Here is a 20,410-nt window from a genome sequence, read left to right on the forward strand (position 1 = left end):
GAGGCCGCGCTCACTGGATCTGCGAGCCGATGAGGGTATCGCGCCATGTGCGTGCGGAGGTCTGAATCCCCTTGATGAGCCGGAGTGCCGCAGAGAGAGAGCGGCTCATTGGTCGAAGGTGGCGGGACATGTCCCCCATGAAGGTCAGCTGCTGCTCGAGAAGGGCAGCTCCGGGGACCTCGAGTGTCCGCGCCAACCCGTCGAGCGTCTCGAACAGCGACCGCCTCTGTCGATCGTCGGGATTCGACGACAGAAGCAGCAGCATCCGCGAAACATCGCTGTCGAGGAGCTCCCAAGCGACCCCCAGTGCATCGCTGGCGCCGTCGAGTTCGTCGACGGGTCCCCGCAACTCGTCGCCCAGTTCCGCAAGCGCCTTGGCGGCGGCGTATGTCGATGCAGTTCTGATCGGTGGCCGATGCGAGAACACCCCGCCGACCCCGTCGATCGCACTCTTGAACCTCGCGGCGGAACGCTCGATCTCAGCCTGATGCACCTGCATCGACTCGACGACGTCGAGCACAACGCGATCGTCGGTGTCTTCGCCCCGGGTGACCGCGCTAGACGGCATCTCGAATTCAGCTGCCTTCGAATCCACCGCTGCTCTGAGCCGACCGGCGACTCGATCGAGTAGAAGGTCGTAAGCGACGCTGGCGGGCTCGAGCAGCCGGACCTCTGCGGCTGACTCCCACTGGGTCTCCTTGACTTTCCGCCACACGGGATCGTGTTCCGCAACGACGCCGCTCGCCGAAGGATCGACCCAGATGAGCGGAAGGAGGATCTTCTGTCCAGGATCCGCGCTCGCAGCCTGCCCGAAAGCGGTGAACTCCTCACGACACGCGTCGCTGACAAGGTACCGAGGTGTGATGAAGCTGAGTAGGAACGTCGTTGCGCTCGCTTCCTGAGCCAGACGTGCGCTCCAGTTCTCGCCCCAGGAGATGTCGTCCCGATCGATGAAGACCCGGAGAGGTCGACCCGTCAGGAACTCGTATCGATCCGCGAGGTCGCGAGCGAAATCGAGAATGCGCCCTCGAGAACTTTGATCGTCCGAGTGGACGTAGCTGACGAAGAGGGAGGCTTCCGCGCTCGTTCGTGGCGTCGACACGAGGACGACCTCTCTAGCTGGGGCGGATTCAGGTTGGACGACGGCGAGCGGATGGCTGCCATCGAGAGCGCCGAGGGGAACAGCCCAGATGTTCTCGCGCAGGCGGACTGTTTCGGGCCCGTCGTAGAAGATGAAGCCGCGGTGGAGGCCACGATGCCCGGCGAGGGCCAGGAGCCCGTGCACGTCTCGCTCGTGAACGGAGCGCGAAGCCTTGACCTCTACCCCCAGGACTCTGTCGCGCTCATCGAGCATGACCAGGTCGACTTCGCGCCCTCGTTGTTCCGCTGATCGCCAGTAGAAACATCTGATGTCACGCTTGGACCATTCGGCCGCTGTGACCAACTGATTGACGACGTAGCTCTCCAGGACGGCGCCCAGCGCCTCGCGATCCTCGGAGATGTCGATGCCTGCTCGGGCGAGGGACTCTGCCGCGAACGAGGTGTCGACGGGATGGATCTTGGCTCGGGAATGAGATTGCCGCGGAGCGGAGGTAGCGAAATTAGTCAGGTGGTGCAGGAGGAAGACACGCTCGAAGACGCTCAGGTACCGGTCGATCGTCCGGCGGTCGAGGTCGAGCTGCTGAGCGAGACGACTGGCGTTGAAGATTCCGCCCGGCGTGCGGAGAAGGCAGTCCAGGGCGCTCCGCGCCGTGAGGGTGTCCATTCCCCTGCCAGCAAGAGCTTCGTCCGAAAGCAGCCCTTCGATGTCAGAGCGGACATCCCGCTGCAGGTCCCCGAGAGTGCGGATGACGTCTGGAGCTACGTAGGAAGGAAAGCCTCCCCGAGCTATCCGGCGGAGGAGTTCGTTCTCGTCGACGGCGGTCGACGCACCGGTGTCCATGTCGGCGTCGAAGAGCAAGTCCACGAGGGAGTCATCGCGGCCAGCGATCTCCCACTCGGTCAATGGGCCCATGGTGAAGCGCCGAGATCGCCGAGTCAGAGGATCAGCACCGCCGAGGCCGGTTCGTCCGATACTCGCTGATCCGGTCAGAACGAGGTGCGTCCCTGGTCTCGAGATCTCATCAACCAGTTCTTTAACGAGGAGTGGCAACGAGTCCAGAAGCTGTGCCTCATCGATGACGGCCGGCAGGGACAGGCTCCGCAGCCATCCTTCCGGATCGCGTCGGGCCCTTGCGAGGACTGCAGGGTCCGCAAGGGAAGCGTAGGAAAAACCTTGCTCCTGCAGTACTCCTCGCGCCAGAGTCGTCTTCCCCACCGCTCGGGCCCCCTCAAGGACCACGACCTTCGCGCTCGTGGAAAGGATCGCGGAGCCGAGAAGGCGAGGGATGACCGGCATCCAAGAATTGTACATTCAGTAGTGCAAGAACTGTACGTCGTGCCGGGGCGTCAGGACCGCCCCGGCACCGCGATCCCGTGCTCGTAGGCGAACACGACCGCCTGGATCCGGTCGCGCACGCGCAGCTTCATCAGGATCTTCGACACGTGCGTCTTCACGGTCGCCTCGCCCACGAACAGCTGCGAGGCGATCTCGGCGTTCGACCAGCCCCGCGCCAGGTACACGAGCACTTCGCGCTCGCGGTCGGTCAGCTCCGCCACGGCCGGGTGCTCCTCCGGGTTGCGCGCGGGCTCCGCGGCGAAGCGCTCGATCACGCGGCGGGTGACGTCGGGCGCGAGCATGGCGTCGCCGCGCGCGACCACCTGCACGGCGTCGACCAGATCCTCCGGAGAGGCGTTCTTGAGCAGGAAGCCGCTCGCTCCGGCCGAGAGCGCGTCGAAGAGGTAGTCGTCGCGGTCGAAGGTGGTGAGGATCAGGACGCTCGAGCACAGCCGCGGGTCCTTGACGATCTCGCGGGTCGCGGCGAGACCGTCCATCCCGGGCATCTGCACGTCCATGCAGATGACGTCGGGGCAGAGCTCGGAGGCGCGCTCGATCGCCTCGGACCCCGTGCGGGCCTCGCCCACGATGACGATGCCCGGCTCCGACTCCAGGATGATGCGGAACCCCGCCCGGACCAGCTCCTGGTCGTCCACCAGCAGGACGCGGATGTCCTCGGTCATGCGCGGCCCCCGCTCGCTGCGTCGGTGCGCCCCCGCGACGCCCCGGTCGACGCTACCGGTTCGAGGGGTCGCTCCGGAGCGCGCACCCGCGACAGCGGCACGTGCACGTGCACGAGGTACCCGTCGCCGCGCGGACCCATCTCGATGCGCCCGCCGACGGCCGCGGCCCGCTCGCGCATGCCCGTCTGACCCAGCCCGCACGACGCGGGAACGGTCGGGTGCGGGCCGGTCCCTCCGTCGTCGGCGACCTCGAGCTCGACGGCGTCATCGAGGTAGCGGAGCCGCAGCTCGGCCTGCGCGGAGGGTCCCGCGTGCTTGCGGACGTTCGTGAGCGACTCCTGCGCGATGCGGTAGAGGCTGAGCCCGACCGTGGCCGGGATCTCCCGCGGAACACCGAGGGTACGGAACGAGGTGGGCAGTCCGGAGCCCGCGGACGCCTGGACGAGCTCCTCGAGCTGCGCGACTCCGCGGGTCGAGGCGGAGTCGGTGGGAGCAGAGTCGGTGACGCCCGCGGGGGTCGTCTCCTCCGCACGGAGGGCGACCAGGATGCGGTGCAGCTCGTCGATCGCCGAGCGCGCGTCGTTCTCGATCGCGCTGAGCGACCGCGCCGCCTTCTCGGGGTCCCGCGCGAGGACGCGGCGGGCCGCTCCCGCCTGCACGCCCATCACGCTGACGTGGTGCGCCACGACGTCGTGCAGCTCGCGGGCGATCCGCAGCCGCTCCGACGTGACGGCGCGGCGGGAGGAGCGCTCGCGCTCGTCGTCGAGCTCGGCCGTGCGCGCCTCCAGCGCCTCGAGCCGGCGCGCCGACTGCCAGGACGCCTCGCCGAAGATGTACGCGCTGCCGAAGTAGAGCAGGTTCACCAGGACCACGAGCGCCGACTCCGCCAGGTAGGGCGAGAGCGGGCCGACGGCCTCGGTCGAGGGCACGGTGCGGTTCAACCAGTCGCCGCTCACGAGCGTGGTCACGAGCCAGCCCAGCATCGCGATCGCGATCAGGAGGCGCACCACGAGGGCGCGGCGCCGGTCCGCCCCCCACGCGCCCACCGTGTAGATCGCGAGGAACAGGCAGATCTGGTTGAACAGCGACTCCGGCACCTGCAGCACGAGGCCGAGCGCGTAGACCACCGCGAGGACGATCGCGACGGTGGCCGGGAACCGGCGGCGGAACGCCAGCGGCAGCGTGAGAGCCACGGCCCAGTGCGCGCTGACGATCGGATGCGCCGCATCCGGGAAGCCGGCGGAGGTGTAGAGCAGGACCGAGAGCACGGTCGCCAGGAGCAGCACTCCAGCGCCCACCGCGTCGCGCACGTAGTTCGAGCGCGTGGGCGGTCTCCTCGACCAGCCGGCGTCGAAGGGATCGGCGGCGGCGACGGTGTCGGCACCTCGGGACATGGCGTCCAGAGTACGCGACGGGTTCCCGGCGGGGTCGGGAGACCGCCGCCGGGACCCGCGAGCGTTCTCAGTCGCGTCCGGTGATGCCCCGGGTCGACGTGATCACGTCGCCCATCTTCTTGGCCAGGGCCTCGTAGAACATCGACAGCGGGAACTCGTCGTCCAGCACCGCGTCCGTGAAGCCGCGCGGCGCTCCGAGGAGCACCTCGTCCGGCAGCCCGCGCGCCCAGGCCGAGGCGGGGTGCGGAGTGAGGACCGACGCGATCAGGGCGTGCGCGGCCAGCCAGTGCGCGGTCTTCGGGCGGTCGATCGAGCGCCAGTAGAGCTCGTCGATCGCGTCCGAGAGGGCGACGACCACATCGGCGACGCCGTCCCACTCGAAGGCGAGCCGGGTGTCGGTCCAGTGCAGCACCCCGTTGCGGTGCAGCCAGGCGAACAGCAGCTGCCCGCCCAGTCCGTCGTAGTTGCGCACCCGTGAGCCCGTCAACGGGAAGCGGAACAGGCGGTCGAACAGGATCGCGTACTGCACCGAGCGGGCGCGCTCGGCCAACTGCCCCTCCTCGTCGTCGAGGTGCTCGGCCGCCGCGAGACGGCGCTCGATCGCGACCGATTCGCGGAACGCCGTCAGGTCGCAGCGCAGCTCCTCGAGCGAGTACAGGAAGAACGGCATGCGCTGCTTGATCATGAACGGGTCGAACGGCAGGTCCCCGCGCATGTGGGTGCGGTCGTGGATGAGGTCCCACATCACGAACGCCTCCTCGGACAGGCGCTGGTCGGCGATCAGCCGGCGCGCGTCCTCGGGGAGCTCGAGGCGGGTGATCTCGGCGGCACGGCCGACGACTCGGCGGAACCGGGCCGCTTCGCGATCCGCGAAGATCGCTCCCCAGGTGAAGGCGGGGACCGCGCGCATGGCGACGGTCTCGGGGAAGAGCACGGCGCTGTCCGTGTCGTATCCGGACGTGAAGTCGACGAAGCGAACCGGCACGAACAGCGCGTTGGAGTAGTCGCCGGCCTCGAGCTCGGCGACGAAGCGCGGCCAGACGACCTCGACGAGCACCGCCTCGACGTGGCGCTCGCGGCTGCCGTTCTGCGTCAGCATCGGGAAGACGACGAGGTGGCGCAGTCCGTCGATCCGGTCGAGCTGGGGCTGGAAGGCCTGGAGGGAGTCCAGGAAGTCCGGCACTCCGAAACCCTCGTCGCTCCACCGGCGGAAGTCGACCACGAGCGCCTCCAGGTAGGCGGCGTCGTGCGGGAACGCGGGGGCGAGCGTGCGGATCGCGGTGACGATCCGAGCGAGAGCCGCCCGCGCATCCTCGAGGCGGTCGGGGTCGGCGAGGGAGCCGTCGGCGGCCTGCAGGGGCTGCACGGCAGCGACCGCCGCCGTGAGGTCGAGCCACGCGGAGGAGGACTCGACGCAGTCCTCGAGGACCTCCGGCTCTCCGACGACTGTGCTCTGCACGAACTGCGACATGGTGATCCTCCTCACGCTTCGAATCCCTGGTGGAACGGGTCGGATGCGACCCGACTCCGAGCGTAGGGGCCGTTGCGCGCGCTTTTCTTGCGTGGACCCGGAGCTGCACGGCGAGGTCGGCGCTCGCCGCGCACGCATGCGCCGCTCGGCGCTCGTTCCCAGCTCCGATCAGCGTTCGACCAGGGGTTTCGGAGGTACGACCCCCCGTTCGGGGCTAGATTCCTCCACGGCCCACATCAGCTCCGACAAGGGGTCGAAGATGGGGCGGACATCGCGGCCGCATCCCGAGTGCGGCCATCCGATCGATCGGCCACTCCGAACACCTGGCGGAGGGGCGCGACCGACGGGCCATCCTGAGAGAGAGGATCGGAGCGCGTGACGGGACCCGAACCCGGAAGCGACCACAGAACAGTCAGCATCGATCAGCAGTCCGAGAACATCCGCCTCCTGCCCTGGCCGCAGGCGGACGTCGCCGCACTCAGCGTCACCCGCGCGGAGTCGGACACCGGACACGAGGACGACGGCACCCTGCACGACCGCTACCTGCGCGGTTGGGCCGAGGGCACCGCCTTCTTCTATGTGATCGAGCTCGACGGCGACTGCGTCGGCTCCATCGGCTATTGGTACGGCCACTCGCGCGGCATCGTCGCGTACGAGACGGCCTGGGATCTCGCCCCCGAGGCGAGAGGACGCGGCGTCGCCGCGCGCTCGGTCCGGCTGCTGCTCGAGGAGGCCGCGGCGTTCCCGCTGCCCCGCTTCGTGCACGCCTACGTGCGCACGGACGACGCCGAGGACAGCGCGACGTGCGTCGAGGTCGGCTTCGACCGCGTCGACGTCGTCGAGAAGGGCGAGCCCCCGAGCCTCTACGCGGACTGGGCCTTCGACCTGGCGGCGGTCGCCTAGGGCGCCACTGATTGCGCGGGCATCCCCTGGATCGGGGTGCCCGTGCGCCGGAGCGACCCCGCGAGCGACGTCAGATCCCGTGCCTCGCGAGCCACGGCCGAAGGACCGCGAGGAACTCCTCGGGCCGCTCGACGCTCGGCAGATGAGCAGCCGACTCGAACACGTGCCCCTCGGCACCGGCGATCGTCGAGACGAGGTACTCGAACACGGGGAACGACTCCGACACGTCGTGCGCACCCACGAGCAGGAGCGCCGGCACGTCCAGGTCCACGACCCGGTCGTACGCGGGCGGCTCGAGCGGGATCGGCCGCGGCTTCTCGTGCTCGTGGCCCGCACGCCCCTCGGCGAGCGAGCGCACGGTCCGGACGAAGGAGGGGTCGAGCCCGTCCGGGGAGCGGCCCGGCCCGAAGGCCCACAGCTCCGCCTCCTTCCGCGCGACCTGCGCGTGATCGCCGGTGGTGAGCAGGGCGTCGATCTCGTCGAAGAGGGCGTCCTCCTCCTCCGTCAGCTCCGGATACGGGAACCCGCCGACGCCCGGGCAGATCGCGACGAGTCCGCTCACCCGGTCGGGGTGCGCGATCGCGAGGTCGAGCGCCGCGGAGCCGCCGCGCGAGCAGCCGATGACGACGGCCCGCTCGACCCCGAGGTGATCCAGCACGGCGAGCAGGTCGGCGCGCTCGTCGAAGTCGACGTCGCCGGTGGTCGTGCCGCCGAAGCCGCGGGAGTCCAGGCGCACGACGAGGTGGTCGCGGGCGAGCTCCGGAACCACCGGGTCCCACATCCGGAGGTCCGCGATGCCGGCGTGCACCAGCAGCAGGGCGGGGGAGGAGGCGTGGCCGTCCGCCTCCCAGTGGAGGCTCGCGCCGGGGACGTCGAGATGCGGCATGCCGACACGGTAGGCCGGGCCCCCTCCGGACGCAACGGCGCCGGACCCTAGGCTGAGAGGCGATCCCCGCGAGCACTGCGCTCGCCCGAGCGACGGAGGACACCACGGAGGGCGTGCTCACCGGTTTCGCGATCATCGGCGTGGTGATCGCCGTCGGCTACCTCATCGCCCGCTTCGGGCTCGTGCCTCCGGAGGGACGAGCGGTCCTCTCGCGCATCGCCTTCTTCGTGACGACTCCGGCCCTGCTGTTCACGGTGCTCTCGCGGGCCGATGTGACGGTGCTCTTCTCGTCGTTCCTCCTGGTGTCGCTGAGCACGGTCCTGATCGTCGCCGCGGTCTACGTGCTCGCTTCGCGGCTGTTCTTCCGCCGCCCGCTGCCCGAGACCGTGATCGGCACCGCCTCCTCCGCCTACGTCAACGCGAACAACATCGGGCTGCCCGTGGCGATCTACGTGCTCGGCGACCCGCAGTGGGTGGCCCCGACCCTCCTGCTGCAGCTGCTCCTGCTCGCGCCGACGATCCTCACGGTGCTCGACATCTCCACGAGCGGGCGCACGTCGGTCGGCGCGATCCTGACGCAGCCGCTCCGGAACCCCATGATCATCGCCTCGGCGCTCGGGCTGCTCGTGGCCGTCACGGGGCTGGAGGTGCCGGCGCCGGTGCTGGAGCCGTTCTCGATCATCGGCAACGCCTCCATCCCGCTCGTGCTGATGGCCTTCGGCATGTCCCTACGCGGGCAGCGGCCGCTGGAGGCGGGCCCCGCGCGGGTCGAGGTCGTCGTCGCCTCGACTCTGAAGTCGCTCGTCATGCCCGCGATCGCGTGGACGCTCGGCCGCTTCGTGTTCCAGCTGGACGCCGAGCACCTGTTCGCGGTGACCGTCACGGCCGCCCTGCCGACCGCGCAGAACATCTTCAACTTCGCCTCGCGCTACGACCGCGGAGTGGCCGTCGCCCGCGACACGGCGCTCGTGAGCACGGTGACGGCGGTGCCGGTCCTCATCGCCGTGTCCCTCCTCCTGGGCTGACGCGGCCCGGGCCGCGTCCCGGGCGATCACGGTCGGCCGCAGCCGTGTCGCAGGACGGATGGGGGGCAGTCGCGCGACGACTCCCGCGCCGAGGGTCGCTTAGGCTCTTCCGAATGACCACCACGACGACCTCTCCTCGCGGCGCCTCCGGCGCCCCGCGCCGCCGTCGCCGCGGACTGTGGATCACGCTGAGCATCCTCCTGGTGCTCGTGATCGGCGCGATCGTCGCGGTCCTGCTGGCCGTCCGGACGTACGACAAGGCGATGACGGTGCGCGACAAGCTCACGTCGGCGATCCCGCTCGTCTCGCAGGCCGCCGACCAGCTCACCGGCTTCGACACGGCCGGTGCGCAGGCCACCTCCGGGCAGATCGCGACCCTCACCGGCGAGGCGCGCGACGAGACCGACGACCCGGTGTGGCGTGTCATGGAGGTCGTCCCGATCCTCGGTCCGAACCTCTCGGCCGTGCGCGCGGCGACCGAGATCGCCGACGACGTGTCGGCGAAGATCGTCACTCCGCTCTCGGGAACCTCGCTCGACGTCCTCAAGCCCGTCGACGGCCGGGTCGACCTCGCCGCGATCACCGAGCTCTCGGCCAGGATCGACGTCGCGAAGCAGGTCGTCGACGAGTCGAGCGAGCGGGTGGCCGGGATCGACCGCGGCGCGCTCGTGCCGCAGGTCGCCGAGGCGCTCGACGCCTTCGCCCCCCAGCTCGAGACCGCGACCGAGGCGATGGACCAGGTCCAGCCGATCACCGCGATCCTCCCCGACGCGCTCGGTGCGAGCGGTCCGCGCAACTACCTCGTCATGTTCCAGAACCTCGCCGAGGCGCAGGCGCTGGGAGGCGGCGCCTCCTCGGTCATGCTGCTCCAGGCCGACGCCGGCGCCATCTCGATCACCGAGCAGCAGTCGAGCCAGGACTTCCGCGGGCTCGAGTCGGTGGACGTCGATCAGAGCGCGCTGGACACGTTCGGCGGCAACCTGGCCACGACCTTCAACGTCTCGACCAGCCGCCCCGACTTCCCCACCGCCTCCTCCATCGCGACGCAGTTCTGGGCGCAGAAGTTCCCCGACCAGAAGATCGACGGCGTGCTCGCGATCGATCCCGTCGCACTGTCGTACCTGCTCGACTCCACCGGTCCGGTCGCCTTGACCGACGGCTCCGTCCTGACGAGCGAGAACACCGTGTCGACGCTGCTGAACGAGGTCTACTTCCGCTACCCCGCCTCGACGGTCGGCGACCGGACCGACGCGTTCTTCTCGGAGGCGAGCGCGACGGTGCTCGGCAAGATCCTCAGCGGGGACATGGAGCCGACCCGCATGCTCCCGGCGATCGTCAAGTCGGTCGAGGAGAGCCGGATCCTGGCCTACAGCACGGATCCCGACGAGCAGGCGCTCCTCGCCCCGACCCCGATCGCGGGCATCCTCCCCACCGTCAACGACGCCACGACCACGACGGGCGTCTTCTTCCAGGACGCCTCCATCGGCTCGAAGATGGACTACTACCTCGACACCGCGGTGACGCAGTCGAGCGCGAACCGCTGCGCCGCCTCCGGTGCGACGTTCACCACCCAGGTGACGCTGACCAACACGATCTCCCGCCAGGTGGCGCGCACCCTTCCGTCCTACGTGGCGGCGAACGGAGGCGACGGCAGGTTCCCGCGCGGCGACTTCGTCACGAACGTCTACGTCTACGGCCCTCCCGGCACGACCGTGTCGGGAGCGAGCTGGGGCTCCGAGCTCGGCGACGTCGTGCAGACGAGCGACGACCTCGGTCGACCGGTCTCGAAGGTCGCCGTGCAGCTGTCGCCCGGCGAGTCCGCCACCGCCACGATCACGTTCACGGCGGGCGCCGCCTCCGGCTTCGGTGAGCAGGCCGTGCGCGTCACCCCGATGATCAACGCGACCGACGTCACCCTCGTCCCCGACCCCAGCTGCGCCGGCTGACCCGTCGGCCGCCCGCTCGCCTGCCTGAAGAGGATGCCGCCTTCTCTGCTGGTCGAGTAGCCCCGGAGGGGCGTATCGAGACCCACGTTCCCGCTGCCTGCTGGTCGAGTAGCCCCGGAGGGGCGTATCGAGACCCACGTTCCCCGAGGTCCGGCCCGACCCGCCCGCTCAGGCCAGAGCAGACCCCGGGATCGCACTCGTGACCAGCCAGGACGCCAGGAACGCCGTGCCGACGCACAGCGCGAAGCCGACCAGTGGCACCCAGAACGCCCGTCGGCCCACGAGGTAGCGCACGACCGTCACAGCCACCGCGATCAGCGTCAGCACCGGCGGGCCGAGCAGGGCGAGCGAGACGCCCCAGTCGATCCGGTCGAAGTCGCACGCGATGTTCCGCCCCTCGCACTGCGCGGGGAACACCGAGAGGACGGCGGCGAGGTAGCCGAGCACGATCGCCACGAGTCCGAGCCCCAGGCAGCCGAGGATCGAGAGCACGAGGTCCCAGCGGCGCCGGCGCGGGCGCCCGGCCTCCAGCACCTCGCGGACGGTGCGGTAGGCGTCCGTCCGCAGCTCGTCGTGCGCGCGACCGGCGGGGCCGGGCCGGGCGGCCGGGCGCGGTGCCGCGGGCCGGGCGGAGGAGGAGCCGTCCGCGGCCGCGCGCGCCCGCTTCTTCTTCGAGGAGGCCATCGTCAGAAGATCATGGGCCGGTCGTCGTCGAGGGTCGTCTCGAGATCGAGGTCGACCACCACGGGGACGTGGTCGCTCGGGGCGTCGCCCTTGCGCTCGTCGCGGTGGATCGACGCGGCCGTGACCAGCTCGCCGAACGCGTGCGAGCCGAGGACGAAGTCGATCCGGAGGCCCTCGTTGCGCGGGAAGCGCAGCTGCTTGTAGTCCCAGTAGGTGTACCCCTCGGGCACGAGCGGGCGCACGACGTCGCTCAGTCCGGCCGCCTCGAACGCGGCGAACGCCTCTCGCTCGGGGATCGAGACGTGCGTGGACCCGGGGCCCAGCGACGGGTCGCCCACGTCGCTGTCGAGCGGAGCGACGTTCCAGTCGCCCACGAGCGCGAGCGGCAGATCGGGCTGTGCGGTCAGCCACTCGCGGGTGCTCGCCTCGAGGGCGGCGAGCCACGCGAGCTTGTAGAAGTAGTGCGGGTCGCCGACGGCGCGGCCGTTGGGCACGTAGAGGCTCCAGACGCGGACGCCGTCGACGGTGGCGCCGATCGCGCGGGCCTCCAGGGGGAGCGAGCCGTCCTCGGCGGGGGCCTTGGCGAAGCCGGGCATGCCGGGGAAGCCGACCTGCACGTCCTCCATCGGGAGGCGGGAGGCGATGCCCACGCCGTTCCACTGGCTGATCCCCGCCATCTCGACGTGGTATCCCGCCTCGGCGAAGGCCTCGTGCGGGAACTGCTCGGGCTTGCACTTCAGCTCCTGCATGGCGAGCACGTCGACGTCCTCGCGGACCAGCCAGTCGACGACGCGGCCCGTGCGGGCCCGGATGGAGTTCACGTTCCACGTGGCGATGCGCATCCTCGAAGTGTAGGAGCCGCCGCCGACAGGACGGTGCGGGCGGTGGTGGGCGACCGGATGCGGCCCGCTCGTCGGTCATCCGCCCGACGGATTGCGCAACCGGTGTCGGTGGTCGATGGTTGTCTGTGCGCCGTCCCGATCGGCGCCACCCGCGTCGTCCTCGGCGCCGCCGCCCGCGGTCGCCGCTCCTCCTTCCGTCGCCCTCCGCCGTCACCCGATCCGCCCGGTCGCCGTCTGCACGGGATCCTCCGATCACGACAGCCGTCCCTCCGGATCGGCCCGTCGCCCCTCCCCGCACTCCCCACCCCGTCTCGAGGAACCCCGTGATCCTGCTCCGACTCGCGTCGTCCTACGCGAAGCCCTACTCCCGCTGGATCGCGGCGGTCGTCGTGCTGCAGCTGATCTCGACGCTCGCGGCGCTGTACCTGCCGAGCCTCAACGCGGAGATCATCGACCAGGGCATCGGCACCGGCGACACCGACTTCATCTGGTCGACCGGCGTGACCATGCTGGGCGTCTGCCTCGTCCAGGTCGTCACCGCGATCGGGGGCGTCTACTTCGGCGCTCGCACCGCCATGGCGGTCGGGCGCGACCTGCGCCGCGACGTGTACCGCCGCGTCGACTCCCTCAGCGGGCTCGAGGTCGGCCGATTCGGCACGGCCACCCTCATCACCCGCGGCACGAACGACGTGCAGCAGGTGCAGATGCTCGTGCTGATGACCCTCAACTTCATGGTCTCGACCCCGATCATGTGCATCGGAGGCATCGTCTTCGCGCTGCGCGAGGACGTCGGCCTCTCGTGGCTGGTCTGGGTCTCGGTGCCGGTGCTGTTCGTCGTCGTCGGCGTGCTGGTCTTCCTCCTGCTGCCGCTGTTCCGCCTCATGCAGGACCGCATCGACGGCATCAACGGGGTGCTGCGCGAGCAGATCACGGGCATCCGCGTCGTGCGCGCCTTCGTGCGGGAGCCGTTCGAGTCCGAGCGCTACCGCCGCGCGAACGCCGCGATCACCGAGGTGTCGATCAAGGTCGGCAACATCTTCGTGCTGATGTTCCCGGCGATCATGATGATCCTGCACCTGGCCACCGCCGCCGTGCTCTGGTTCGGCGGGCAGCGCGTCGACGCGGGTCAGATGCAGATCGGCTCGCTGACCGCGTTCCTGCAGTACCTCCTGCAGATCCTCACCGCGGTGATGATGGGCGTCTTCATGGTCATGATGATCCCGCGTGCGGTGGTCTGCGCCGAGCGGATCGACGAGGTGCTGACCACGCGCACCAGCCTGACCACGCCCGAGGGCGGCGCCGACGCGCCCACCTCCGGCCGGGTCGAGTTCGACGGGGTCGTCTTCGGCTACCCCGGTGCCGAGCGGCCGGTGCTGTCGGGCGTCGATCTCGTCGCGGAGCCGGGTCGCACGACCGCCATCGTCGGCTCGACCGGTGCCGGCAAGACCACGCTGCTGGGCCTCGTGCCGCGCCTCTTCGACCCGCAGGAGGGGTCGGTCACGATCGACGGAGTGCCGGTCTCCTCCCTCGACCGCGCCCAGCTCGCCCGGGTCATCGGCCTCGTGCCCCAGCGCCCGTACCTCTTCTCGGGCACGATCGCCTCGAACCTCCGCTTCGGGCGGCCCGAGGCCACCGACGCCGAGCTCTGGGAGGCCCTGCGCATCGCCCAGGGCGAGGACTTCGTCCGCAGCAAGGAGCACGGTCTCGACGAGCCGGTCTCGCAGGGCGGCACGAACGTCTCGGGCGGTCAGCGGCAGCGGCTCTGCATCGCGCGGGCTCTCGTCGCCCGGCCCCGCGTCTACCTCTTCGACGACTCGTTCTCGGCGCTCGACGTCGCGACCGATGCGCGACTGCGCGAGTCCCTCGCCGCGGCGACCACCGACGCGACCGTGATCATCGTCGCGCAGCGCGTGTCGACCATCCGGCACGCCGACCAGATCGTCGTGCTCGACGCCGGTCGCGTGGTCGGCCGCGGCACCCACGACGACCTGCTCGAGACGAACGCGACCTACCGCGAGATCGTCGAATCGCAGCTGAGCACCGAAGGGGTGGCCTGAGATGGCGCGCGTCCGCGACGCAGTGGAGGAGCAGCCGGCCGAGCCGGAGTCGCTCGCACCCGAGTACGAGCCCGGCGAGGCCGACGGCGGCATGTTCGGCGACGGGCCGCCCGCCCGCAAGGCCCAGCACTTCTGGCCCTCCGCGAAGCGGCTCTTCAGCCTGCTCGGCCCCGAGAAGGCCCGGATGATCGTGGTCGTCGCGCTGGTCTCGGCGTCGGTCGTCCTCACCGTGATCGCGCCCAAGATCCTCGGCCAGGCGATGGACACGATCTTCAACGGCGTGATCGGGTCGCAGCTCCCCGCCGGAGTCCCGCTCGAGCAGATCATCGAGCAGCAGCGCGCCTCGGGCAACGGCACGTTCGCCGACATGCTCTCCAAGACCGACATCGTTCCCGGCGAGGGCATCGACTTCGTCGTGCTCGGCCGGCTCATCATCATCGTGCTGCTGATGTACGTGGTCGCCTCGGTGCTGATGTGGGCCCAGGGGTTCCTCCTCAACGGCCTCGTGATGCGCGTGGTCTACGGACTGCGGCAGGACATCGAGGCCAAGCTCAACCGCCTCCCGCTGCGCTACTTCGACACTCGTCAGCGCGGCGACGTCATGTCGCGCGTCACGAACGACGTCGACAACATCCAGACGGCGCTCCAGCAGGCCTTCTCGCAGCTCGTGCAGTCGGTGCTGACGATCATCGGCATCGCGGCGATGATGTTCATCGTCTCGTGGCAGCTCGCGCTGATCGCCCTGATCTCGCTCCCGCTGTCCGGCGTCATCGCGGGAGTCATCGGCGCGCGCTCGCAGAAGCTGTTCGCCGCGCAGTGGAAGAACACCGGCGCACTGAACGGCCACATCGAGGAGTCGTTCTCGGGCCTCGAGATCGTCCGCGCCTTCGGCCGCGACCGCGAGATGCTCGAGGAGTTCGACCGGCGCAACGACGACCTCTACACGGCCTCGTTCGGCGCCCAGTTCGTGTCGGGCATGATCATGCCCGCGATGACCTTCGTGTCCTACCTGTCCTACGTCCTCATCGCGGTCGTCGGCGGGCTCCGGGTGGCGTCGGGGCAGCTGACCCTCGGAGACGCGACCGCGTTCATCCAGTACTCGCGCGAGTTCACCCAGCCGGTGACCCAGCTGGCGAGCATGGCCAACATGCTGCAGTCGGGCGTCGCCTCGGCCGAGCGCACCTTCGAGCTGCTCGACGCCGACGAGCAGGACGCCGAGACCGTCACCGACTCGCTCCCCGAGCGCACCGACGGCCACGTCGAGTTCCAGGACGTCTCGTTCTCGTACGACCCGGAGCAGCCGCTGATCGAGGGGCTCTCGTTCTCGGCCCAGCCCGGGCAGACCGTCGCCATCGTCGGTCCGACCGGCGCGGGCAAGACCACCCTCGTGAACCTCGTGATGCGCTTCTACGAGCTCACGGGCGGGCGGATCCTGCTCGACGGCGTCGACATCACCCGCCTCGCCCGCGGCGACCTGCGTTCGCGGGTCGGCATGGTCCTCCAGGACGCGTGGCTCTTCGAGGGCACCATCCGCGAGAACATCCGCTACGGCCGGCTCGACGCCACCGATGACGAGATCGCCGACGCGGCCCGCGCGACGATGGTCGACCGCTTCGTGCAGCAGCTGCCCGACGGCTACGACACGGTGCTCGACGCCGACGGCGGCAGCGTCTCGGCCGGAGAGCGCCAGCTGATCACGATCGCGCGCGCGTTCCTCGCGAACCCGTCGCTCCTCATCCTCGACGAGGCGACCTCGTCGGTCGACACCCGCACCGAGTTGCTGGTGCAGCACGCGATGGCGGCGCTGCGCACCGACCGCACGTCGTTCGTCATCGCGCACCGGCTGTCGACCATCCGCGACGCCGACACGATCCTCGTGATGGAGGCGGGGCGCATCGTCGAGCAGGGTGCTCACGACGAGCTCCTGCGCCGCCGCGGCGCCTACTACGAGCTCTACATGACCCAGTTCCGCGGAGGGAGCGACGAGCAGACTGGGGCGGCCTCGCCCGCGGGCCTCCCCGGAGGCGTCGAGACCGCCCCGTAGAGTGGCCCTGTGAACGACGCACGCCAGCAGCTCATCGAGTACATCGGCTCCGACGCCGTCTTCCACGGGGACTTCACCCTGACGAGCGGTAAGAAGGCGAGCTACTACGTCGATCTCCGCCGGGTCAGCCTCGACCACCGGGTCGCCCCGCTGATCGGGCAGGTCATGCTCGACCTCATCGCGCCGATCGAGCGCGTCGACGCCGTCGGCGGACTGACCATGGGCGCCGACCCCATTGCGTCGGCGATCCTGCACCAGGGCGCCGCCCGCGGGCTCGCCTACGACGCGTTCGTCGTGCGCAAGGAGCCGAAGGACCACGGCCGCGGTCGGCAGGTCGAGGGCCCCGACCTCGAGGGCAAGCGCGTCGTCGTCGTCGAGGACACCTCCACCACCGGCGGCTCGCCGCTGAAGGCCATCGAGGCGCTGCTGAAGGTCGGCGCCGAGATCGCCGGAGTCGCCGTCGTCGTCGATCGCGCGACGGGTGCGCGCGAGATCATCGAGGACGCCGGCTACCCGTACTTCGCCGCGATCGGGCTGGCCGACCTCGGGCTGAGCTGATGGTCGACGACGGCAACCGCGGACGCGGCGACCACTCCGAGGGCGAGGACCGCCCGAAGGAGCCGGAGCGCCAGGTCGGCGGCAGCGAGTGGCTCCTGCAGCAGCTCAGCGGCGGACGGCTGAAGAGCATCTTCGACGCGCCGCGCGCTACCCCGACCGGATCCGAGTGGAAGCCCGTCGATCCGCAGTCCGCACCCGCTGCGCCGTCCGAGTCCGAGGAGGCCGAGTCGGCGTCGGAGGAGTCGTCCGACGCGTCGGAGCAGACCGACGGTGCTCCTGACGAGTCCGCACTCGAGGAAGCCGCGCCGGAGGGAGCCGCACCGGAGCATCCTTCCCAGGCGGCCGGCCGTGACGAGCCCCAGGCGACGACCGTGCACGTGCCGCCGCTCGTCGCGGCCGAGGCCTCTGCTCCGCCGGAGCCGACCCTGGTCCTCGAACCGACGCCGCCGCTGCAGACCTCAGGGGCTGCGGAGGAGCGCGAGGAGGAATCCCGCCCGGAGCGCGAGCCCGACTCGGCCGACGAGCCCGATGCCAACCGCCCGCCCGCTCCGGCCCCGGAGCCCGAGCGCCCCGCGGATCCCGAGGCGGAGGCCGTCGTCGACCGCGGACCGGCTCCTGAGCCGGAGCAGACCGCGCCGCCTGTGCGCCCGCAGCCGCGCTTCGACGCCGCGCGCCGCGACCCTGCCGAGCGCGCCTCGACCCCGCGCTCGGCGCCTCCCATCGCCGGGCCTCTCGCGCCCAGCGCACCTCCCGTCGCTCGCGACGCCCAGCAGCCCGAGGAGCCGCGCGACGACCGTCCCGCCGGGGCCACCGCGCCCTCGCAGCGCGACACCGCGCCGAACGGCACCGTCTACCAGTGGCCCGACCCTCGCGGCGGCTGGGACGCGCCTCCCGTCTGGGAGGACGTCGTCACTCCGCCCGCCGATGCGGACGACGACGACGCGGGCGACGAGGAGCTCTGGCGGGGCACCGCGTTCGCCTGGAATCTCGAGCCGACGGACTCGGGTGATCCCGCCGATCCGTCCGCTGCTCGCGACGCCGCCTCCGCCGAGGGTGCCGATGCTCCGTTCAGCACGACGCCGGCGACGGCGCACGCGAACGCCGCCGGCGAGAAGACGCCCCGGTCCAGGCCCGCCCGCGAGAAGGCTCCCCGCGAGAAGGCTCCCCGCGAGAAGGCTCCACGCGAGAAGGCCCCGCGCGCCGCACGGCAGAAGACCCCTCGCGCGGACGCCCCGGCGCCGAGCGGCCCCACCACGGCCGGCATCGCCACCGAGCCCCCCAGCATCGCCCCGCTCTCGCCGCCGTCCCCCGGGCGGACGGCGGGACGTCGCCGACTCCTGATCGCCCTGATCGCGGTCGGGGTCGTCGTGATCCTCGCCGTCCTCGCGGCCATCGGCTACGCCGTCGCGTCAGCGAACCGTCCCGAGGCCGCGGTGCCGGTCGCGACCCAGGCGCCGAGCGAGGAGGCAAGCGCGACTCCGGAGCCCACCGCGGTGCTGCCGACGGTCGGACCCCTGCCCGCCGGCACCTACGCGTGGAGCGCCCTCCTCGGCGGGGAGTGCCTGCAGCCGTTCGACTCCGTCTGGGCCGAGGAGTTCACCGTGGTCGACTGCGCCGCGCCGCACGCCGGCCAGCTGGTCGCTGCCGAGCCGCTGACCGAGACGGTGTTCCCCGGATCCGATGCGCTCGCGCTCTCGGTCGCCTCGCTCTGCCAGGCCGCCGGAGTCGTGGACGTCGCGGCGGCCGAGACCTACGGCGACGTCCAGGTCTCGGCCTCGTTCCCGGTCACGCAGGAGCAGTGGGACGCGGGCGAGCGCCGCTCGTTCTGCTTCGTGGACCGCGCGGGCGGCGGCGAGCTCGTCGGCTCGCTCGCCGGCACGCCCGCGGGCTGAGTCAGACCAGGCTGCAGCCGTACGGCCCGGCGTCCGTCCCCCACAGCCTGAGGGGCACGTCGAGCAGAGGCCCGACGTGCGCGAGCTCGACGACGTCGGTGCCGTTGCCCACCTCGAAGGTGAGGCTCGCGTTCGCACCGCGCACGGTGTACACGTCCACGCCCGCCGGGTCGTCGGTGCCGGTCACCTGCGCCGCGCCCGCGAGCGCCGCTTCGAGTTCGGCGCGCGTGGAGCCGATGCCGGCACCGCCCGCGCTCCGGAGTGCCGGGCTGCTCACGAGGATCAGCCGCAGCGGAGCGGTCTCCTCGTCGGCGAGGAGTCCGAACGGGAACCGCCCCAGCACTCCCGCCTGCGTCTCGTCGGGGTAGTTCGGCACCCAGCGGCCGGGCGCTCCGTCGACCTCGACGCCCGCCTCCGTCCAGGCCGGGGTGCAGAAGTCCGCGTCGAACACGGCGAGGGCCGCTGCGCCGGCACCCCTCGGGATCGGCTGCCCGACGATCAGCGAGGCGGATCCGGCGGGCGCGATCAGCCCGTCCGGAGTGAGCACGAGGTCGCTGAGCGCGGGAGGCGAGGCCTGCGCACCCGGGCCGGTGGTCGCGCCTCCGGTCGGCACCCCGGCGCTCGGAGCGGTGGTCGTCGGCGCCGCGCTCGGATCAGCGGCCCCCGGCGTCGCGCTCGGATCCGTGGCGTCGGGCACAGGAGCCGCCGTCCCCGCGGCGCTCGGGGTCGAGGGGGCGCGCGTCGCCGGCTCGGCGCACCCGGCCAGGGCGAGCAGCACCGCGGCCGTCGCGACTCCGGCGCGCAGAGCGGGGTGGAAGCGGGTCATGGTCGTCTCCTCGCGGGAGACGTTCTCGGCGTGCCCCTGCGTCAGTATCCCCGGCGTCGAGGGCCCGAGGGAACCGGCCGCCCCTGCTTGTAGGGTTGCCGATCGTGGACGAGAACGAGAGGCCAGCCGGGACCGGCCCCGCGCCCTCCGTCGAGGCGACGACCAACGGTGCGGGCCCGTGGATCGGCGAGCCTCCCGAGGACGAGCGGCTGGATCCGGAGCTGCTCGCGCACGGCGACGCCCGCAACGTGATCGACCGCTTTCGCTACTGGCGGATGGAGGCGATCGTCGCCGAGCTCGACCGCTCCCGCCACCCGTTCCACGTGGCCGTCGAGAACTGGCAGCACGACATGAACATCGGCTCGATCGTGCGCAGCGCCAACGCGTTCGGAGCCCGCGGGGTCCACATCGTGGGCCGGCGCCGCTGGAACAAGCGCGGCGCGATGGTGACCGACCGCTACCAGCACGTGCAGCACCACGAGACGGTCGCCGAGCTCGTCGAGTGGGCGCGGGCGGAGGGACTGCCGCTGATCGCGATCGACAACGTGCCCGGCTGCGTCCCGATCGAGACCTTCGCGCTGCCCGAGCGCTGCGTCCTGCTCTTCGGTCAGGAGGGGCCGGGCCTGTCGGACGAGGCGATCGCCGCCTCCGAGGCCGTGCTCGAGATCTCGCAGTTCGGCTCGACGCGCTCGATCAACGCGTCGGCGGCCGCGGCGGTCGCGATGCACGCCTGGGTGCTGCAGCACGTCCGCTTCTGAGCGC

The 20,410-nt window shown here is 71.0% G+C and carries 16 protein-coding genes; 8 read left to right on the forward strand and 8 right to left on the reverse strand.

What is annotated here, in order from left to right; translation table 11 throughout:
• Positions 1-10 precede the first annotated feature (10 nt).
• The 4 genes from LRG51_RS12580 to LRG51_RS12595 form a co-directional block, all read right to left on the reverse strand.
• On the reverse strand, positions 11-2,398 hold the full coding sequence (locus tag LRG51_RS12580) for a DUF4143 domain-containing protein (RefSeq protein WP_230672996.1): 2,388 nt from the start codon (positions 2,396-2,398) through the stop codon (positions 11-13).
• Positions 2,399-2,448: 50 nt separating this feature from the next.
• A complete protein-coding gene (locus LRG51_RS12585) occupies positions 2,449-3,120 on the reverse strand; it encodes a response regulator (RefSeq protein WP_055794153.1) in 672 nt (223 codons plus the stop codon).
• Complete coding sequence (locus tag LRG51_RS12590) at positions 3,117-4,514, reverse strand: sensor histidine kinase (protein ID WP_230672997.1); 1,398 nt, start codon at positions 4,512-4,514, stop codon at positions 3,117-3,119. The genes LRG51_RS12585 and LRG51_RS12590 overlap by 4 nt, the downstream gene beginning before the upstream one ends.
• A gap of 67 nt (positions 4,515-4,581) precedes the next feature.
• Complete coding sequence (locus tag LRG51_RS12595) at positions 4,582-5,985, reverse strand: DUF6421 family protein (RefSeq protein ID WP_230672998.1); 1,404 nt, start codon at positions 5,983-5,985, stop codon at positions 4,582-4,584.
• Between the two features lie 375 nt (positions 5,986-6,360).
• Between LRG51_RS12595 and LRG51_RS12600 the strand changes: the two genes are divergently transcribed.
• Positions 6,361-6,888, forward strand: a complete 528-nt coding sequence (locus LRG51_RS12600) for a GNAT family N-acetyltransferase (protein WP_055794161.1) — start codon at positions 6,361-6,363, stop codon at positions 6,886-6,888.
• Positions 6,889-6,958: 70 nt separating this feature from the next.
• On the opposite strand, the gene LRG51_RS12605 is transcribed toward LRG51_RS12600, so the two are convergent.
• Positions 6,959-7,774: an alpha/beta fold hydrolase gene (locus LRG51_RS12605; protein ID WP_055794162.1), complete on the reverse strand. Its 816-nt coding sequence runs from the start codon at positions 7,772-7,774 to the stop codon at positions 6,959-6,961.
• Between the two features lie 113 nt (positions 7,775-7,887).
• Here LRG51_RS12605 and LRG51_RS12610 point away from each other — a divergent pair, with 113 nt between their 5' ends.
• Both LRG51_RS12610 and LRG51_RS12615 read left to right on the forward strand, forming a co-directional pair.
• Positions 7,888-8,799 carry an AEC family transporter gene (locus LRG51_RS12610; RefSeq protein ID WP_230672999.1) on the forward strand — a complete coding sequence of 304 codons (912 nt, stop codon included), beginning with the start codon at positions 7,888-7,890 and terminating at the stop codon, positions 8,797-8,799.
• Between the two features lie 113 nt (positions 8,800-8,912).
• The gene (locus LRG51_RS12615; RefSeq protein ID WP_230673000.1) at positions 8,913-10,745 is read left to right on the forward strand and encodes a DUF4012 domain-containing protein; all 1,833 of its coding nucleotides are present in this window, start codon (positions 8,913-8,915) and stop codon (positions 10,743-10,745) included.
• 168 nt (positions 10,746-10,913) lie between these two features.
• Here LRG51_RS12615 and LRG51_RS12620 read toward each other — a convergent pair whose 3' ends face one another.
• On the reverse strand, positions 10,914-11,429 hold the full coding sequence (locus tag LRG51_RS12620) for a DUF6264 family protein (RefSeq protein WP_230673001.1): 516 nt from the start codon (positions 11,427-11,429) through the stop codon (positions 10,914-10,916).
• A 2-nt stretch (positions 11,430-11,431) separates the two neighbouring features.
• Positions 11,432-12,271, reverse strand: a complete 840-nt coding sequence (locus LRG51_RS12625; protein WP_055794171.1) for an exodeoxyribonuclease III — start codon at positions 12,269-12,271, stop codon at positions 11,432-11,434.
• Between the two features lie 323 nt (positions 12,272-12,594).
• Between LRG51_RS12625 and LRG51_RS12630 the strand changes: the two genes are divergently transcribed.
• The 4 genes from LRG51_RS12630 to LRG51_RS12645 are packed head-to-tail and all read left to right on the forward strand — an operon-like array spanning position 12,595 to position 18,822.
• Entirely contained in the window at positions 12,595-14,328 is a 1,734-nt protein-coding gene (locus tag LRG51_RS12630) for an ABC transporter ATP-binding protein (protein ID WP_230673002.1), read from the forward strand.
• Between the two features lies 1 nt (position 14,329).
• Positions 14,330-16,372 carry an ABC transporter ATP-binding protein gene (locus LRG51_RS12635; RefSeq protein WP_055794174.1) on the forward strand — a complete coding sequence of 681 codons (2,043 nt, stop codon included), beginning with the start codon at positions 14,330-14,332 and terminating at the stop codon, positions 16,370-16,372.
• Between the two features lie 9 nt (positions 16,373-16,381).
• On the forward strand, positions 16,382-16,930 hold the full coding sequence (pyrE, locus tag LRG51_RS12640) for an orotate phosphoribosyltransferase (RefSeq protein ID WP_055794176.1): 549 nt from the start codon (positions 16,382-16,384) through the stop codon (positions 16,928-16,930).
• Positions 16,930-18,822, forward strand: coding sequence for a hypothetical protein (locus LRG51_RS12645; RefSeq protein ID WP_230673003.1), 1,893 nt, complete (start codon positions 16,930-16,932; stop codon positions 18,820-18,822). Before pyrE ends, LRG51_RS12645 begins: the two co-directional genes overlap by 1 nt.
• 1 nt (position 18,823) lies before the next feature.
• Here LRG51_RS12645 and LRG51_RS12650 read toward each other — a convergent pair whose 3' ends face one another.
• A complete protein-coding gene (locus tag LRG51_RS12650; RefSeq protein ID WP_230673004.1) occupies positions 18,824-19,648 on the reverse strand; it encodes a hypothetical protein in 825 nt (274 codons plus the stop codon).
• A 104-nt stretch (positions 19,649-19,752) separates the two neighbouring features.
• On the opposite strand from LRG51_RS12650, the gene LRG51_RS12655 reads away from it, so the two are divergent.
• Positions 19,753-20,406 carry a TrmH family RNA methyltransferase gene (locus tag LRG51_RS12655; protein WP_230673005.1) on the forward strand — a complete coding sequence of 218 codons (654 nt, stop codon included), beginning with the start codon at positions 19,753-19,755 and terminating at the stop codon, positions 20,404-20,406.
• The last annotated feature ends 4 nt before the right edge of the window (positions 20,407-20,410 follow it).

The sequence above is a fragment of the Rathayibacter sp. Leaf248 genome, assembly GCF_920939495.1.
Taxonomy (GTDB): Bacteria; Actinomycetota; Actinomycetes; order Actinomycetales; family Microbacteriaceae; genus Rathayibacter; species Rathayibacter caricis.